General features: G+C 42.8%; 13 protein-coding genes. All 13 read left to right on the top strand.

Annotated features, from left to right (window positions below; genetic code table 11):
• Positions 1 to 141 precede the first annotated feature (141 nt).
• A complete protein-coding gene (locus tag JMX89_RS11945) occupies positions 142 to 1,077 on the top strand; it encodes a helix-turn-helix domain-containing protein (RefSeq protein ID WP_011512626.1) in 936 nt (311 codons plus the stop codon).
• 283 nt (positions 1,078 to 1,360) lie between these two features.
• Positions 1,361 to 2,449 carry a hypothetical protein gene (locus JMX89_RS11940; RefSeq protein WP_201551671.1) on the top strand — a complete coding sequence of 363 codons (1,089 nt, stop codon included), beginning with the start codon at positions 1,361 to 1,363 and terminating at the stop codon, positions 2,447 to 2,449.
• A gap of 100 nt (positions 2,450 to 2,549) precedes the next feature.
• Positions 2,550 to 3,752 carry a type II secretion system inner membrane protein GspF gene (gene gspF, locus JMX89_RS11935; protein WP_201551669.1) on the top strand — a complete coding sequence of 401 codons (1,203 nt, stop codon included), beginning with the start codon at positions 2,550 to 2,552 and terminating at the stop codon, positions 3,750 to 3,752.
• A gap of 512 nt (positions 3,753 to 4,264) precedes the next feature.
• Positions 4,265 to 4,798 (top strand): type II secretion system major pseudopilin GspG, encoded by a 534-nt coding sequence (gene gspG, locus JMX89_RS11930; RefSeq protein WP_413786923.1) that lies wholly within the window; start codon positions 4,265 to 4,267, stop codon positions 4,796 to 4,798.
• Positions 4,799 to 5,203: 405 nt separating this feature from the next.
• Positions 5,204 to 5,764 carry a protein-disulfide reductase DsbD domain-containing protein gene (locus tag JMX89_RS11925; protein WP_201551667.1) on the top strand — a complete coding sequence of 187 codons (561 nt, stop codon included), beginning with the start codon at positions 5,204 to 5,206 and terminating at the stop codon, positions 5,762 to 5,764.
• Between the two features lie 59 nt (positions 5,765 to 5,823).
• Complete coding sequence (locus JMX89_RS11920; protein WP_201551665.1) at positions 5,824 to 8,109, top strand: protein-disulfide reductase DsbD domain-containing protein; 2,286 nt, start codon at positions 5,824 to 5,826, stop codon at positions 8,107 to 8,109.
• Positions 8,110 to 8,582: 473 nt separating this feature from the next.
• On the top strand, positions 8,583 to 10,016 hold the full coding sequence (locus tag JMX89_RS11915; RefSeq protein WP_201551663.1) for a phospholipase A: 1,434 nt from the start codon (positions 8,583 to 8,585) through the stop codon (positions 10,014 to 10,016).
• Positions 10,017 to 10,088: 72 nt separating this feature from the next.
• Entirely contained in the window at positions 10,089 to 10,967 is an 879-nt protein-coding gene (locus JMX89_RS11910; protein WP_201551661.1) for a ComF family protein, read from the top strand.
• A gap of 273 nt (positions 10,968 to 11,240) precedes the next feature.
• Positions 11,241 to 11,714, top strand: a complete 474-nt coding sequence (locus tag JMX89_RS11905) for a prepilin-type N-terminal cleavage/methylation domain-containing protein (protein ID WP_227673090.1) — start codon at positions 11,241 to 11,243, stop codon at positions 11,712 to 11,714.
• A complete protein-coding gene (gene pilV, locus JMX89_RS11900) occupies positions 11,714 to 12,373 on the top strand; it encodes a type IV pilus modification protein PilV (RefSeq protein WP_201551659.1) in 660 nt (219 codons plus the stop codon). Before JMX89_RS11905 ends, pilV begins: the two co-directional genes overlap by 1 nt.
• Entirely contained in the window at positions 12,373 to 13,317 is a 945-nt protein-coding gene (locus JMX89_RS11895) for a PilW family protein (RefSeq protein ID WP_201551657.1), read from the top strand. The genes pilV and JMX89_RS11895 overlap by 1 nt, the downstream gene beginning before the upstream one ends.
• A 17-nt stretch (positions 13,318 to 13,334) precedes the next feature.
• A complete protein-coding gene (locus JMX89_RS11890) occupies positions 13,335 to 14,177 on the top strand; it encodes a pilus assembly protein PilX (RefSeq protein ID WP_201551655.1) in 843 nt (280 codons plus the stop codon).
• Positions 14,178 to 14,254: 77 nt separating this feature from the next.
• Positions 14,255 to 17,899 carry a PilC/PilY family type IV pilus protein gene (locus tag JMX89_RS11885; protein ID WP_201551653.1) on the top strand — a complete coding sequence of 1,215 codons (3,645 nt, stop codon included), beginning with the start codon at positions 14,255 to 14,257 and terminating at the stop codon, positions 17,897 to 17,899.
• The last annotated feature ends 29 nt before the right edge of the window (positions 17,900 to 17,928 follow it).

The raw sequence follows: 17,928 nt of genomic DNA, 5'->3' as shown, positions 1-17,928 counted from the left end.
ATAAAGGTATATTAGCTGTACTGTCAAAGAAAAATTTATCTCAGTAGCACTATATTTTTAAATAAAATCGATCCTCATATTAATGCGATTTTTTTATTAAAGTGGCGCGTTATTGAGCAGCTGTTATTGAGGAAATGGTTAATGGACGCATTAAGCGTGTTACTACAAAATGTGCATTTATTCGATACGAAATACTATCGCTTAAATGGTACAGGCAATTGGTCTTACTCACTCACTAGACAAGATACGATTGTGTTTTATTTGGTGATGTCCGGTAGCTTTTGTATTGATATGGGCAGTGGACTCAGAGAAGCGCATGCTGGCGACATTATTATGATTCCTAGCGCGCACAATCATGTCAGTTACGCGCTCAACCATCATGGTGAGAGTGCCAAACCTTTGGATGAGTTGCTTACTAATTGCACGGAACAAGTGCTTGATATTCAGGGCGATGGTGATGCCCAATCATCTTTGATACTGATTGAATGCAAGTACGATAAAGAGATGATTCGTCCTTTATTATCAGTGCTACCAACGATATTGCCTGAAATTAACGATGAATCTGATGGTCGGTTCGAGGTGATTGATGTTGAGATTCGACTGCTGACGTTAGAAGCTGAGCATGAGCGGATGGGTAAGACGGCGATTATCAATCATTGGGCAAGTATTATGATGATTGAGTGTTTGCGGGTTTATATCGAAAGTTTGCCTGAAGCCACGGACAGTTGGCTAAAAGCCATGAAAGACCCATTTTTAACCAAGGCATTGGTCGCCATGCACGAAAATCCAAGCCAAAACTGGAGCATTCATGAGCTTGCTGAAGTTGCAGGTATGTCACGCTCGAGTTTTGCGCAGCGCTTCAAAGACGTGGTTGGTATGCCACCGTTGACCTATCTGATTGACTACCGTTTACGTCTTGCGGCACGTTATTTGCGCTTGCAGCAAAATAGTATCAGCCGTATTAGTGAGCTAGTGGGTTATGCCTCAGACTCAACCTTTAGCCAAGCCTTTAAGCGCGTGTATGGCATATCGCCAAAAGCGTACCGCCAGCAATATCAAAAACAAAACCTTGCTTAGCTGCTGCTTCACACATAAATAGTCATCCAAGCTGTGTGATATTTTCTAAACTGAGTCAGTGATATAATAGCGTCTATCTGATAATAATTTTTCATCATTAGCATTTCGATCTTGCACAGCTGACAATGAGTGTAGGTTCAGGTACTATGGGATGACAATGAAGTAATAAGTCGCCTAGTTGCGACAGTGTTTTAGCGACCTATCTTTTATGCTTATATATTACGGTCTATCCAGAATATAGTATGACTTAGGTGATGTTTATTTTTGCAGCTGATGGTGTTTTATGACTGAACCGACCGCAAAACCAAGCGTAAAATCAAATGATCTACAAGATTCTTCTGCGTCTATTAATCATAAAGACAAAATTAATAGCAGAGTCAAAGCTAACAATAATCAGCATGACTCAAATCTTCAGCAGGAAAATAGTGCACAGGCAGGTATGGCTATTCGGCTTGATAAAGCGGCATTATTAGCATTATTTGTTTTGCCAAATGCGGAAGGTAGCTTGACAGAGACTAGCTCCGCTAATATAAATACTGCTAATCATACTCTGATAAACCAAAGCTTATCTATCTCTGCAAGTGACAGTAGTGTTGCTACTCAGCGCGTGGCACTTTATCGGGCGCAGCACGAACGCACGCAGCAATTATATCTGGCTTCTGCTGCTATCCGTCCGACTTACCTTGTACATACCCTCAAAACACAATTTGCCGAATACCAGCAATATTTGCTTGCACAGCAGCTTGATAAACGTGGTTTGATGGATACGGATGCCATTGAGCGCTTATGGCAGCAGCTGCATGTGGTCGATGACATCATCGAAGATATTGTACGCCATATGCCAGCTCAGCAACCTGCAGGTTGGCAGCTGACGACGCAGGATGGGCACAATCCATTATGCTTTGCCACCGTTGGCAAGCTAAAGCATAATAAACCTATCTTTGATCAAGGCAGTTTGAACAGCTATGTGCTCGGGCACTTTGGCGTCAGTAGCTTTACTTACGATCGTGGCTATTATATCGGACATGTGGTTGGCTATTTATTCAGCTGTTATTTTTGCGCCCATTTATCTATTACCTATGGCGTGACAGCGCTTGGTCAGGATGTGGTGAGTGATTATGATTATGCCAGCCTTGAAACCCCGCACATGGTCAGATTGCTACAAGGTTTAGACGGTTATTGCAAAAAACGTATTTATCAATTGGTGGTCATTTGTGCACGTCTCAGTGTGTTTGCCAGTGATAAGCGCATTGAGCGTATGCTGATCGCTGAAGTCAATGATTTTGATAAAAAGCTACAACAACAGCATTTAGATGTTCTATTATTGCAAGGCTTGATGCCGGATAGTAACGATTCTACGCCGCTTCTTTAAGTCGTTTATTGTTTTAAGTCATTTATTGTTTTAATACGCTTACTTGTCAAATCTTGATCCATTCTCTTTTACTCTTGACCGTCTTAGGATATCCGCTGCTATGCCCGCTTATCATTATAAAGCGCTTGACGATCGCGGCGGCATCCAAAAAGGCTTACTTGAAGGTGATTCTGCGCGGCAAGTACGCCAGCAGCTGCGTGATAAACAATGGACGCCCGTCGAAGTCAACGCCGTCAATGATAGGCAAAGTCAGCATAAAAGCCGCTATAAAAAACCCTCTGCTTATGAGCTGGCACTGCTTACCCGCCAGCTATCTGTGTTACTTGCTGCTGGTATTCCGTTAGAGGAAACTTTGGCAGCTGTCGCCAAACAATCGCCAAAAACCCATATCAAATCTTTAATGCTTGCCGTTCGCTCACATGTCCTAGAAGGTCTGAGTTTGGCGCGCGCTTTGCAGCAAGCGGCGAGCTTTCCGCCACTATATATCGCTACCATTGCAGCTGGAGAAAAATCTGGTCATTTGGATTTGATCTTAAATCAGCTTGCCGATTACACTGAAAATCGCTTTGCCTTACAGAAAAAAATACAAGGCGCTATGGTTTATCCCATCGTGCTGATGGTGATGGCAGTTGGCGTAATTATGGGGCTAATGAGCTTTGTAGTACCAAAAATTGTCAAAGTGTTTGAGCAGTCCGAACAAGCTCTGCCTTTAATTACCCAAATTGTCCTTAGCTTATCAAATATTATTACCCAGTGGTGGTGGCTGATGCTGCTGGTGTTGGCAGGAACGGCGTTTTTATTCTATCGCTTCGCTCAGACGCAAGCGGGCAAACTTGCCATAGATAGTGCTGTGCTAAGATTGCCCATACTGGCACGCTTATCGAAAGGGTTGAATGCGGCGCGCTTTGCCAGTACGCTTGCGATATTGGTGCGCTCTGGTGTGCCATTGATTGAAGCGCTCCATATTGGCGCTGCGGTCACCACCAATTTGCATATTCAAAAAACCATCATTACCGCTGCAGATAGAGTGACAGAGGGTTCAAGTCTGTCGAGCCAATTAGACAAATCGTCCTATTTTCCACCGATGATGGTGCAAATGATTAAAAGCGGTGAAAATTCAGGCGAGCTTGAAAACATGCTCAGCCGCGCAGCTCATATGCAAGAGGCAGAAGCTACCAATTTTATCAGCACCTTATTGTCGTTACTTGAGCCCTTAATGCTGGTGTTGATGGGTGTGGTAGTAATGATTATCGTCATGGCGGTGATGCTGCCAATTGTTAATATGAATGACTTGGCTGGCTAATTTTTATTAATCTTAAATATACGCTCCTGTTAGTAATAGTTGTTTTATCACCCGCATACTTAACGGCATTTCTGTTTCCGTATTTTCTATTTCCAAATACAGCTTCTATACTTCTAATACTTTGGTTTATTTTATTTATATTCTAATGATTTGACTTCAAATGTGGCTACGTTTCTTAAGTTTTGCTTACTGTTGTATATTATTGACCGACCAATGCTTTTACTTTCATCAAATCTAGCCCTGCGTTATAGTAAATAACAGTCAAAGGCTATTAATATTAGCTGGGATTAGCTGGCATACATTATCGATAAAACATTGACTCAAATAACAATCTGTCGTCAATGCTGGATAAAAATAAAACCATGGTTTATAGTGATAATCGTTTCAGTGCTCATTAAGACACTGCGAATATAGAATGTGCCTATTGTGAATGTGACGATAAAGACGACTTAAACGCCATTTTCATTATTTATATAACCCTGACGCGAAAAGCGATGCCAGAAGCGATGACTATGATTGATAATATTCGAGTAACTATGATTTCACCGAGTGATAGGAATAATACGCCAGTGTGTTCAGAGACTGTTTGCAGTCACAAAGCAGCGGTTTTACCAAGCATTCAGCGCTTAAGCAATCGCCAATCGGGATTTACCTTGATTGAAATCATGGTAGTGATTGTGATTTTGGCCATCCTTGCCGGCCTTGTGGTGCCAAAGGTCGTTGGACAAAGTGATAAAGCACGGGTCAAAACCACTGAAACAGCGCTATCAACAGTATCAAATGCGCTAGATATGTATAAAGTAGATAACTCGCGCTATCCGACGACAGCTCAAGGTTTAGAAGCACTTACCACACCGCCTGCTGATGCTAAAAATTATCCTGACGGTGGTTACATCAAAGGCGGCTATCCAACGGATGGCTGGGAAAAAGAGCTGCAATATGTTGCCCCAGGTAGTGAAAGTCGACCTTATGATTTATTTTCTCTAGGCGCTGATGGTGAACAAGGCGGAGAAGGGCAGGATGCTGATCTTTATGCTCAGCTATAAGCTCTAGCCTACTGAGTTATTTAGGTGTTGTTTGCAAGCTATACCATGATAAATACCTTGGCGCTAAAAGCATTTTTAATGAGACTAATATATCAACCAATAAGACGTTATTGGTTGATATTTTTTATGACTATCGCTAACTATAAATATCACTATAGTCAAAATACTCTAAAAACACTACGGTGCTGCGAGTATAAATTTTTTGCAGCCTCTGTCTGCGTAGGCACAGCAAGCAAGAAAAATTGATACCCGCAGTACATAATGTGTCGATATTACTTTTCACTGACTATAACTTTAAATCCAGATAAACGGAATCTTAACCCTGCTATTTATTATTAAAACGATTGACTATTTTCTATTGATTGTAAAAAAACAGCTGTTCTTCTAGTAATCCGAGGTAATCATATGTCTATCGAAACATCAAAATCGAAATCAATTATCATGAATGAACAATCAAATAAAAAGCCTTATTTGCTTGCTATAACAGCCACTGCTTTGATGACTACTTTGTCAATGACGTCTGTTGCGACTCAAGCTGCAGGTCTGGGGGAATTGTTTAGTAATAATAGTGCTCAGCAATCAAAATTTTTGCCCGTTGACAAGGCATTTCAAGTGACTAGCAGTACCAAAGCGACGGCTAAAGGAACGCAGTTATCGATCGCTTTTGATATCACACCAGGTCATTACGTGTATAAAGATAAGCTGACCTTAAGTTTTCCAAAAGGTATCAGTGCCGCGCCATTTACCTTTAGCCAATCGCCGGTTTCTATTGATGATCCAACCTTTGGCAAGGTACCCGTATTTACGCAAAAAACTGTTATAGCAACGACTATGATGACGACCAAAAATGGTAAAGCGGCAAAGAATGTGCCGGTCATAATTGGCTGGCAAGGTTGTGCTCAAGCTGGACTATGCTATCCGCCAGAAAAGGTCAAAACCACGTTAAACATTGCAGTCAAACGTTAGTCACCAATAGATAGCGCAAGTAGGTTGATTTATATAGTCGTTATAACAGGTAGTCCTTTATGTCCATTAAGACAGCAAAAAGTATCTCGTCATTTAAAGCGGTATCCACAAGCAATCAGTCTTCAAAAAATTTGCCATCAGTTGTAAATAAAGCGCCAAAAAAGTCATATCTGCTGGCATTGACTATAGCGAGTAGCTCGTTATTTGCAGGATTGACTGCAACGACTATGACGACGCAGGCAGCAGGATTGGGCGATCTTTTTAGTAGCAATCAAAGCGCTGGAGAATCGAAATTTCTGTCAGTGGATAAAGCCTTCCAAGTCACGAGTAGCAGTAAAGCTGTCAAGGCTGGCACTCAGTTATCGATTAATTTTGATATCACTCCAGAACATTATGTTTATAAGAATCAGCTTAAACTCACTTTGCCTGCTGGCGTTACGGCGGCACCGTTTACTTTTAGTCAAACGCCTGTCTTAATTGATGATCCAACTTTTGGTAAAGTGCCAGTATTTGATCAAAAAAATATGGTAGCCACTACTACTCTGAGTATTAATGGCAAGAGCATTGACAATGCAGCGGTGGTGATTGGTTGGCAAGGTTGTGCCTATGCAGGCCTATGCTATCCACCTGAAAAGATTAAAACCACCATCAGTGTTGCGGCGGCACCGCAACAGTCTACGGGAAGTAGCAACAGTTCTGCTGCCAAAGTCTCTGCTAACAAAGCGTTGGCAACTCAAGACAATCTTGCGAGTAATGCCCAAGAGAATGTCGATACTGTGAATTTAGCTGGCGCTGCGAGCGCCACAACGCCATCAGAAAATTTAAAGGCAACTGATGCTAATAGCCTCACGCCTGAAGCAGGAGAGGCGCTGATAGATGACGAGGTGATTGATTATGCCTTGATAGATGACGGCGCTTTAGATAGTGAAACAACAGCTACCAATATGATTTCTGGGGCAGATGGCAGGGTAGTAGGTGGCGACGCTACTAACAGTTCCAGTGCTATTTCCAGTTCCAGTGCCAATACCAGTACTATTGCTAATAACTTAGTAGAAGGTGACCCATTTGGCTTGGCCTCTCATCCTTGGTTGGCTTTCGGCTTGTTATTTTTAGCCGGTTTGGGCTTGGCGCTGACCCCGTGCGTACTACCGATGTTGCCTATTGTCGCTAATATTGTCGCCCGTCAGAAAAATCCAACGGTCAAAAAAGGCGTCATCTTAACCACGAGCTATGCGATAGGTGTTGCCACTGCTTACGGTCTCCTCGGCGCAGTGATTGCTGTGTTTGGAGAGTCGTTAGGTATTATCGGCTGGCTACAGAATCCGATCATTTTGATCAGCTTCGCCATCGTGTTTATTCTGTTGGCACTATATATGCTCGGCGTCTTTACGATTCGTTTACCGCGTGCCATTAGTAGTAAGATGCAAGGCATGAGCCAAGCTGGTGATAACAAGTTGGGTAGTACGGGCGGTAGCTTGGTCGCTGGTTTCTTATCAGCTTTAGTAGTATCACCTTGTGTTTCTGCGCCACTATTTGGCGCACTGCTTGCGGTCTCAACGATTGGTAGTCCGCTATTGGGCTTTGCCGCCTTATTTATGCTCGGCTTTGGCTTGTCCGCGCCGCTGATTTTAATTGGCGCCACCCAAGGTAAGATTATTCCGAAAGCGGGCGAGTGGATGAACTGGGTCAAAGTAGGTTTTGCTTTATTACTACTTGCCGTGGCACTACTATTAATTGAGCGGGTATTTATATCGCCAGTGATACTATTGGTATGGGCGCTATGGTTTATGGTTGTCGCTACTTGGGCTTGGAGCTGGCTGGGTCGTGGCCGGATGCTGACGCAAGCACTGGGCTTGGTAGCTGGTATCTGGGCGGCCTGTTTGATTATTGGTGCAGCCTTAGGTAATGATGACAGTTTGCATCCATTAGCGTCATTAAGCGCCGCCCCAACGATGGTGCAATCTTCTAGCGGTCAATCTATTGAGGGTCAGCTGGCAGGTAATAATAGTGCGACAGATAAGACCGTCACGACGCTTGCGCAGTTAGATGCGATTATTGCCGTCAATCCTAAAGTCATCGTCGATGTCACCGCTGAGTGGTGTATCGAATGCCGTATTATGGATAAAAACTTATTCTATAGTCGTCCGGCGCAAATGCAAGGCTGGCAGTTGGTCAAGCTGGATATTACTGAGACCAGCGCAGACTCTAAGGCTATCTTAGCGCGTTATAAATTATTTGGTCCACCTGCGCTGTTGTACTATCAAGACGCTCAGCTGGTGACTCAACAAGTCGGTGAAATCGGCCGACAAGAGTTTGAGCAGACATTAACGGCATTGAACAAATAATAGTCATATCAGAAATCTTTGTTTTATCCTCTTAAACGGCTTCATATGATTGCTATAAGTAAGCCAACGTACTGTCACGGTACGTTGGCTTTTTTGACCTTATTTTAGCAGTAAGCTGATATCACATTATCCGTTGTATTTGGTGTTAAATAGATCAAAATTACTTTGAGAGTTTTATTAGCAAGACACTGGCGCAACGATTGCATTTTTATTTTGTAGGCAGTATAAGCATTTGGTTTTATGCTACTTATCTTCATTTAGCACTACATTATGCAGCAATAAAGCTAGTATAGTGTGTACGTTTTCATTACAATAAGGCAACATTGCTAAAAGTGCATTATTCAGCGTGATAGCAACTCCTTATCTCCAAGTTATATTGATTTTTTATGCCAGTTTAGCGCCGACGCTAATGGTTATATCCATCATCTCATATATTCTGTTGACAATAACGATCAGTTGAATAAAGGATACTTATGTTTTTCAATATTACTTCGCAGCGCCCCTCTATAAATAAACCTGAAGCACCAAAAAAAATGATGATTAAGACGACTAAGCGCTCTCTACATATCGCCGTTGGCGTAGCACTCACTTTTTTCACAATACAAGCGCAGGCTGCTGATACAACTCAGACTAAGAGCTTGCAGCCTATGAATACCAATATCGCTGTGCAAAACGGCAGTGCGGTGAGCGAAGATTTTGTTGCTCAGCAGGCTGCTCTGTTTTTTGAATGTACTCAGGTACAGACCAGTTCTGCCCGTTTGGCATGCTTTGATAAGGTTGCAGAACAAGGCAAGACGCCAAGTTATGTCACAAGTAAACAGCCAGTAGATTTGGCAAAAACGGTTATCAGTACGCTGTCAGGTAATCCGCAGGTGGTATTAGCACAAGAAACCAACGCTGTTGAAACTGCTAACGGCAATGCTAACGACAATGTTATCGCTCAAAAATTGTCTGATAACGCTTCACAAAATATTGAGACAAACCCGCCCGTTGAGACTGAAAGTTTAGATACGGTTGGACTGACGCAAAGAGAAGCGGAAGTATTAGAAAATGTCGGCGTGACGCAAGCGGATATCGAAAAATATACGCCACTAAGCTTAGCGTATGACCTTGATAAAAACAGTGAACGGGGTACATGGACAGTCAGAGCCTATCGTCCAACCTATGTTATGCCACTGTTTTATACTTTTGATCCCAATTTAAGCCCAAGTACATCCACTCGACCTCAACCAGAGAAGCCTTTTACGTCTAACGACACTCGTAATACGGATTTGAAGTTTCAACTATCATTAAAGACCAAAGTGGCAGAAGATTTGTTTAATACCAATGCTGATTTGTGGTTTGGTTATACTCAGGAGTCGCATTGGCAGGTTTATAATGAAGACAACTCACGACCATTTCGTGCAACCGATTATCAGCCAGAGGTATTTTTGACCCAGCCTGTGACAGCAAATCTGCCTTTTGGTGGACGACTGCGCATGCTCGGAGCAGGTGCCATTCATCACTCAAATGGTCAAGATGATCCATTATCACGCTCATGGAACCGTGCTTATGTGATGGCAGGGGCAGAGTGGGGCAAGTTATCTGTCATACCGCGATTGTGGTTACGAGTGAACAATGAAAATGATAGCAGTGAAGACAATGCAGATATCGAAGATTTCATGGGTTATGGCGATATCAAGTTCTTATATGATTTACCGAGTCAACAAAGTCTAAGCGGTACGTTGCGCTACAATCCAGGCACCAGTAAGGGCGCTGCGCAAATCGATTATACTTATCCGTTATCCAAAAACGTCAATGGTTTTGTGCAGGTATTCCAAGGTTATGGCGAATCTATCGTAGATTATAACTATGAAAATACCTCTATCGGCTTTGGTATCGTACTCAATGATTGGAAAGGGCTGTAACATCAGCACCTATAATATCAGTGTCTGTAACATCAATATCTATCACATCAATGTCTATAGTGACAGCCAATCATGCGTCACTTAGCACCTTATCAGACCGGAATATGGCTGGCAGAGTATATAAATTTACGTTGCCAGTTATGTTCCGTTTATCGTAGTACCCCGCAATCACAGCTCTCACAAAGTCACTCCTCTTCAAACCCTTCATTATTCAGCCAAAACAGCTTATTGGCTGAAAACGCATCGCACTCTTTATCAAGTGACCATTCTTTATCAAGTAATCACCCTTTATCAAGTGACCATTCTTTTTCTACTAGTATACGCAAGCGATTCAATAGCCGTTTTAGTAGCGGATTGCTATGTCCCAGTTGCCATAGCAGTCTTACGTGGTTGCCCAAGCCGTTTGAAGTCGATATTACTGCTGGCATAACGCTGACCATTCAAGCAGCAACCTATTATGACTATCCCATGCGCCAAGCTATCAAAGCCTTTAAGCATCATGAAGATATGACAAAGCTGCCGTTATTGCTACATGCGATACGCCAGCTACCACGACCTCATGGTTGCCATCATGACAATAGTGTGATTGTCGCTATGCCAACGACCGATGAGCGTCTCATCAAACGTGGCTTTGATCCTGTCAGTATCTTGGCCGCGTATCTATCTAAGCACTGGGATATCCCTTTATGGCAAGGCATAAGACGGGTTGATGATACGGTCAGTCAGCAAGGCTTGAGCCGTGCCGAACGCCTAACCAACTTAGACAATGCCTTTGCACTTATTGAGCCTCCACCTGTCAGGCGGTTGTTATTGTTTGATGATGTGGCGACCACAGGGGCAAGCCTACAAGCCTTAGCCCGCACACTGTCCATTTACCCTATGCCAGCCCCTAACGCCAATAATAAATATCATCTGTGTGCCTATGCATTGGCACATGGTAGCCAGTTGTAATAGCTAACAATATTAATTGGCAACTACTATTATGTTGCTAATATGTTGTCATCACGTTATATTAAATAGATAACTATCTGTCAGTATACAGTGAGCCGTATAGATAAATGTAGAGAGTTAGAGCTTACTAGATGACTTGTTTTATGGAACAAAAATTGCATGGCTATAATTGAATGTATTAGATTAAAGCTTGTTTAAATATCAAGTATTCACTATGACTGTAAAGCCAGTTCTAATTGAATGTATAGCAGCTATATACGATAGGGATTTGACGTGAACGTATTTGCGAGACATCGACCACAGAAATTGCGCATGAGCAGCTCAGGGTTTACTTTGATTGAGCTGATGGTCACGATTGCCGTGCTTGCTATTATCGTTAGTATTGCTGCGCCTAGTATCAGTACGCAGCTTGCCAATCAGCGGGTGAAATCGACTGCGGCTACGCTGGCAAATGCTTTATCAGAAGCAAAAGCTGAAAGTGTGATTCGTCGTCAAGATCAAGCAGTGTCTTATAGTAATGGAACTACAGAATCTGGCAGTATTACTATTGGGAGTATCAAAACATATCGCTATGATGTTAAAAGCAAAATTAGTGGGGTGACTGGTAGTATAACTTTTAGACCAAGTAAAGTTGCTAGTGCTGCTGCTACTTATACTGTTTGTGATAGCAATGCTAGGGCTAATCCGAGACAAGTGACAGTCAGTAAACTTGCTGTCATTAGCAATCAGGCTGGAGGAACGTGTTGATGACGTCATATTACGATCAAAGAGGCGTAGGCTTAATTGAAGTTATGGTTGCTATATTGCTCCTGTCAATTGCCGTACTAGGTTTTAGTGCCTTACAAATGCGCGCGATCAATGCCACTGATGAGAGCTTAGTACGTACCAAATCTTTAACTTTAGTACGCAATTTGGCTGAAGTAATGCGCGCTTATCCAAATGCTTATGTGACAGGCAGCGCGCCAAGCTTCATAACGGCGCCGACAGCAACAGGTGCTGTATCTACTGTACAGGCTGTGATGAACAGTAGCGCGACAACCACAGTAACTGTAGATACTAAGACGATTGATATGACCACTAGTGCGAATGGCTGCTTGTCAACGGGCACAAAACAAGAAACTGTAGATAGTATTGTAAAAACAGTACCAGCGCAGAATTGTAATATGAGTCAGTTGGCTGCTCGTGACACACTGATGGTCAAAAAGATAGCAAAAGATGAGGACATCAGTATGACTGTAGTGACTTGTCCAGGGACAACCACTCAAGCGATTCAGACCCAAATGTGTGTGATTGCTGCATGGAATGATACCAAAGCAATATTGAGTGATAGCGATGCTAACGCCTGTGCAACTAGTAACGGTGTCTACAAAACCGATAGCCACTGCCTCATATCGGAGGCTTACTAATGGATCGTCTTGAAAGCCGCTATTTAGTCAGCGAATCAGGATTTACCCTTATTGAGCTGATGATTTCATTGGTGCTCGGCTTACTGATATCAGCAGCAGTCATACAGGTATATATCATCAATACGCGAACCATTACAGTGCAGCAAAGTGCATCAGAAGTACAAGATAGCACCATTTTCGCCATGCAAAGCCTAGAAGAGCGTGTTCGCTTAGCAAATTTGGGTAATCCTATCAACAATATTAATAGTCTTACTAAAAATGGTGGCATCGTATTATCGACAAACAATATTGGCAACACCAGTTATGCTAATACAGGTTACCTGACCGTGAGTGCAGGAAAAACCGGAACCGTAGGTGATAATGGCTGGACAGGTATATCGAATATGGACAAAGCCAGTGATCAGCTCACCATTCAGTATAAAAATACCACAGGTCAGCCTATATACGACTGTGAGGGTGCAAAGGTTGCCGCTGGTAGTAGCTGGGTTATCGAGCGCTACTTTGTACGCGCTATTGATGATTCACAAAGCTCGACCACCAAAGATCTGGCGCTAGCTTGTGATGCAGGAAGGATAGATGACGCAGGAGCCGTATCATCAGACTTTGGCGGTAACGGGGAGATCATCATTCCTGCTATTGATCAGTTTAAGGTACTGTTAGGTGCGATGACTGATATCAGTAAAATAACCTATATGCCAGCAAATACTTATATGACATTAACCGATAAGCCTGACATTACCACAATCAAACTAGGGGTGGTAATCAGAAGCAGCACACCATTATTGAGTAGCACAGATAAAGACAGTTTCACGCTTTTAGATGAAGTCAACACACTAGAAACAGATAGCAGTCGTAGAAAATTCTATCGCCGCGCCTATGAATCGACTGTGCTACTACGTAATGCTCGCGTCATGTCTGTCACCGGAATTGCGGCAGTAAGTTAATGAAAAAAGAGGCCATCATGTCTAATATCTATCCATATCGGGGCTCTACCGCACCAGCCACTCAGCAAGGAGCTGTACTCATTGTAGTGCTACTGTTCTTGGTTTTGATCATTATGGCAGGCGTTATAGCGGTGAGGCAGAGCACTACTGATCTAAGGTTGTCGACCAGTGATCAGATCAATACATTGTTACTGCAGTCGGCTGATAACGCCAATCAAAATATTGAGCAGAGTATCAACAATGACAGCGGCAGTGATATTTATAAAGACATGCTATCAAGATCAGGTCCTTTTGGCTATTTTATGTTAGATAAGAAAGGACGAAATAACGAATATGTGTTTTGTTTTAGACCGCGTGAGCGCTTTTTCGATATAGGAAAAGCCACTATTAGAACACCTGATGGCAGCAGTGTTGTGGCAGGTATGACCGGCTATTGTAATCCTACCGAGCCTAGCGATTATATCAGTAAGCGACACGCAAGCATGACACAAGTTAGTGTATCTATGACGCCGCCAAGTAAGACTGCAGAAAGTTTCGCTAACTATACGGTTGGACAAGATGCCGATAAAGTATCTAGTCTTGCATTTACCTTCGATATTAATAGTACGGCGGTCTTACCTGCATACGGAGATACCAAAGTTGGGAGCAAAGATTGCTTTGCTCAGACCAGCAGACCGAGTAGCTCGACGGATAAAACAGACACCATATCCGGCTGTTTGTCGAGTGCTGGTGTACCCAATACAACGCTATACCAAAAAGTAAATGTGGAAAACCAATCAATGAGAAATAAGTGCGTCAATTTTGGTAAAGGTAATGGCCTCAACCAGGACGTATTGCTATGTAAGCTATTGGTAAAGTGATATTGCTTCATTAATAGCTATCCAATCAACATGAGCAGATGGCTGATCGCCTTAATACTCAGTAAAGGAGTAGATTCATGAAATCACTATCTTGTAGTCCATCAGTCAGACCTGCATGGCGCAAAAACATCTTGGCAACAGCTGTATTGTTAGGTCTATCAGCACTCTCGCCTGCGGTAAATAGTGCGGATAGACTGCCTATTGGTGACTTAGAAATTTATCAGTCTCTGCTCCCAGGCCAGCCTAATCTGATGATTATGATTGATGTGTCAGAAAGCATGAGGGGAAGTAGTATTTTAGAGGATTTTGGCAATTGCAGTGAAGGTGGCGACAAACTTGGTGGCTATCAACAAGTGAATTCAGCGCAAGATGAATTTACTATCGGCGTCAATGGTAAAGAGTTTATATATAAACCTTACGCCTGTCAGGTTGGTAAAAACAAGCAGGGTGAAACATATAATAAAAAGGAGTACGATAGAATATCTCGTTTGCAGATTACACTATTAAGACTGTTGGCAGATAGCGTAACACTTGGTAAGGGAGGGAAACAAGACGTTCAAGAAATAAAGCTTCTACCTAATAGCTATGCAATTGGTATTGGTATCTTTGGTTATGAGAAAACAGGTGAGAAGGCAAAAATATTATCACCTGTAGGTAAACTGACGAGTAGCAAGCGTGAAGAGCTTGTAGAAGCGCTTATAAAAGATACTCGAAAAGATATCGATGGTGTTGGAGATAATAGGGTAACAGTCTCAAGTGCGCTGATTGAAGCCGGTGCTTACATGATGGGCACTACGCCATACTCTACTTTATATGCAAATTATAGCGGTTTTCCAGAGTCAACTGTCCCGAAGGCAAATGACAAGTACATATCACCGCCAGCCACTAGTCAATGTAGCGGTAAGGGTATTTTTCTATTGACAGGTGATAATGCCAAAAAAGCCCCAACACCTCCGGAAGGTACAACATCGCTCTCGATCACTAAAGAAAAGATGAATTTGTCTTTAGGGAGCACTTCAGCAATAAACACTTGCAGTGCATTAGGTGGTAATAATACGGCATGGAGCTGTATGGGCGAATATGCTCAGCAGCTGCGTAGTCCTAGCAACCCCATAGGCGAGTCGATCAAAACCGCAACGGCAGGCATTGGCAGTGGATTCAGTGTACTTACCACGAATCAAGAAAAAATTGTCGTTGATGGTAAGGATGTCAATGTACCAAAGTGCTCATTGGGTGGTTCAGACGATGTTAAATACTTATGCCAACTAGGTGAGATTAAGGCAAATGCTAGTGATGCCTATGGCAATGGTAAATTCTACCCTATTTCTTCTTCATCAGAAAATAGCAAAGAGGATTCTACCACAATAGCTGAAAGTATCGCTGACTTTGCCAGCGGTTTAGCCGGTATTAGTAGTGCAACTCCTGCAGGTACGATCACAATACCGGATAACCCTTATCAGGTATCTGAGCAGCTGCCTTACGCCTACTTGCCCATGTTGCAACCTAATATCAGCTCAAATTCTAGTATATGGAAAGGTAACCTTAAAAAATATCAACTGAATCAGGGTACTTTATATGGTAATAGCAACCAAGCACTATACAGTAATATAGCGGGTGACGTAACAAAAGCCACCCAAGATATTTGGCAGTCGGCTGACTTTACTCCCACAGGCAGTAGCACGGTTGACAATAGTAGTATAGAAGCAGGCGGGGTCTATGCCAATCTGACCACGCCAACGTCAAAGGCTAGTAGTGTACGTACGGTTTACGTTGAAGATACTACTACGGATAACAAACCAGTATTACGTAAGCTGAGTGTGACTACTGATGGCAAGCTGGACGGATTTAATGCACTGATTGATCCTATATATACAGATGAAAACAAACGCCGTATTTTAAGCTTTTTAGGATTTAAGAGCTACACAAAGGGCGGTACTACCAAACCAATATTAGATATTAATGGTAATAAACCCAGCGCTGATGACGATCTTGATGACTCTATAACGCTCATCCGCCCGAGTGAAGCGGTTAAGTTGTTAGGCGGGGTTGTACACTCTAAGCCTACTGCAATCTCTTATAGCGCCAATTTAGATGCAAATGGTAGGGTCACAAATACTCGTGAAGATTATGCCATCTTCGGGTCGATGGATGGTGCTCTACACATGGTTAAAGACGCAGATGGCACAGAGGAATTCGCTATCATCCCAAAGAAAATGATAGCAGATCAGTCTATCGCCTTAGTCGATGACTCAAAAGTGGGCAGAGTCGGGCAGCCTTACTTTGGCGTGGATGCACCATGGCTTGTCACTACCGACTACACCTATGACTTAACAGGGAAAAAAGTTAAAGTCAATGAGTCGGCTGGCAACGGGATGTTTGCCTATGGTGGTTTACGTATGGGCGGTGAAGCTTTTTATGGTATGGACATCACCAAGAAATCCGCGCCTAAGATGCTATTTACTATTACCCCGGAAGTTGTCACTGTTGATGCAGTTACTAATTTGGAAAGTAAGACAGGCACAGCAGGATTTGGACGCTTAGGACAGATTTGGAGTAAGCCTACGGCCGCTAGAATACGCTTAGCTAAAGCTCAAGACCCGATAGACGTACTGATCTTTGGCGGTGGATATGATATGCAGTACGAAAGTGAGAAGTATGTGTCCACTACAGAAAAGCCTGCTAAGGGTAACGCCATCTATATGATAGATGCTAAGTCAGGTGAGCTAATTTGGTCGGTGAGCAAAGAAAGTAATGCTGTCAGCAAATTAACCAGTAAGACCCACAGTAACATGATTCACAGTATCACTGGTGGTATCACGGTACTCGATAGAGACAATGATGGTCTGATGGATCACCTTTATGCCGCCGACCTTGGTGGGCAAGTATTCCGTGCTGACTTTGAAAACGCACGTCCAGCTGAGTTTGGTTTGACTCCTGTCGATAGCTTTTCTAACAAGGGTGTTACACGTATTTTAAATACTACAAATACGAATACACATATCAAGCCTTATCGTTTTTATGAGCGCCCTGTGGTCAGCTTTTATCGCAATGAAGGTATTAGTGGTGAAACGATCAGTAATACCGGAAAAATATTCGCGCTGGTAAATGTTATCTCTGGCAATAGAAGTGCGCCATTATCTAAGTTACGTGCCGGTGATGGGGATGCCAATCGCATTTATGGCATCATTGATACAGATGTGACCTCATCTTCTTTATATGACACAAACTTCACTGCAGCTATAGCAAACCTGACAGAGAGTCAGCTATTAGACCTATCTTCTCAACTTGGTAATACGCCAAGCAATGACGTCAAAAATACTGTTAAAAATAAAATGGTCAGAGGTGCCAATAAAGGCTGGTATTATCCATTGACCCGCTTTGATGGCTATCAAAATGTCAAGTATAACAAAGGGGTTGGCGATAGCGTGGTCATCAATAGCATTCTTTATACCACGGTATACAACCCTGACAAAATGTACAGTACGCCGCAGTCATGCGTGACAAGCATCTTAGGCGGCTCAGAGCGACAGCTGTACTGTCTGCCTTACGGAATTTGTTCAGACAGTGATTCAAAGAATGGTACCGGTGGTTATGTTCCTGCTGGCCAAGGTATCCAAGAACTCACATTAGGTGCTTTTAATAAAGATAATACCGATATCAAAATTTTGATTGGAACTAGGGCGTGTCATCAATTAAGCCAAACGACACAAGAAACTAAGTGAATGGCACTAAGGAAATGACTGGCTAACTT

The organism is Psychrobacter sp. DD43, assembly GCF_904846555.1.
Classification (GTDB): Bacteria; Pseudomonadota; Gammaproteobacteria; order Pseudomonadales; family Moraxellaceae; genus Psychrobacter; species Psychrobacter cryohalolentis.
This window is presented reverse-complemented; position numbering and strand designations above follow the sequence as displayed.

Bases quoted from the DNA above. Each gene is read 5' to 3' on its own strand.
- JMX89_RS11945 (WP_011512626.1), top strand. From the start codon at position 142: ATGGACGCATTAAGCGTGTTACTACAAAATGTGCATTTATTCGATACG.
- JMX89_RS11940 (WP_201551671.1), top strand. From the start codon at position 1,361: ATGACTGAACCGACCGCAAAACCAAGCGTAAAATCAAATGATCTACAA.
- gspF (WP_201551669.1), top strand. From the start codon at position 2,550: ATGCCCGCTTATCATTATAAAGCGCTTGACGATCGCGGCGGCATCCAA.
- gspG (WP_413786923.1), top strand. From the start codon at position 4,265: ATGATTGATAATATTCGAGTAACTATGATTTCACCGAGTGATAGGAAT.
- JMX89_RS11925 (WP_201551667.1), top strand. From the start codon at position 5,204: ATGTCTATCGAAACATCAAAATCGAAATCAATTATCATGAATGAACAA.
- JMX89_RS11920 (WP_201551665.1), top strand. From the start codon at position 5,824: ATGTCCATTAAGACAGCAAAAAGTATCTCGTCATTTAAAGCGGTATCC.
- JMX89_RS11915 (WP_201551663.1), top strand. From the start codon at position 8,583: ATGTTTTTCAATATTACTTCGCAGCGCCCCTCTATAAATAAACCTGAA.
- JMX89_RS11910 (WP_201551661.1), top strand. From the start codon at position 10,089: ATGCGTCACTTAGCACCTTATCAGACCGGAATATGGCTGGCAGAGTAT.
- pilV (WP_201551659.1), top strand. From the start codon at position 11,714: ATGACGTCATATTACGATCAAAGAGGCGTAGGCTTAATTGAAGTTATG.
- JMX89_RS11895 (WP_201551657.1), top strand. From the start codon at position 12,373: ATGGATCGTCTTGAAAGCCGCTATTTAGTCAGCGAATCAGGATTTACC.
- JMX89_RS11890 (WP_201551655.1), top strand. From the start codon at position 13,335: ATGTCTAATATCTATCCATATCGGGGCTCTACCGCACCAGCCACTCAG.
- JMX89_RS11885 (WP_201551653.1), top strand. From the start codon at position 14,255: ATGAAATCACTATCTTGTAGTCCATCAGTCAGACCTGCATGGCGCAAA.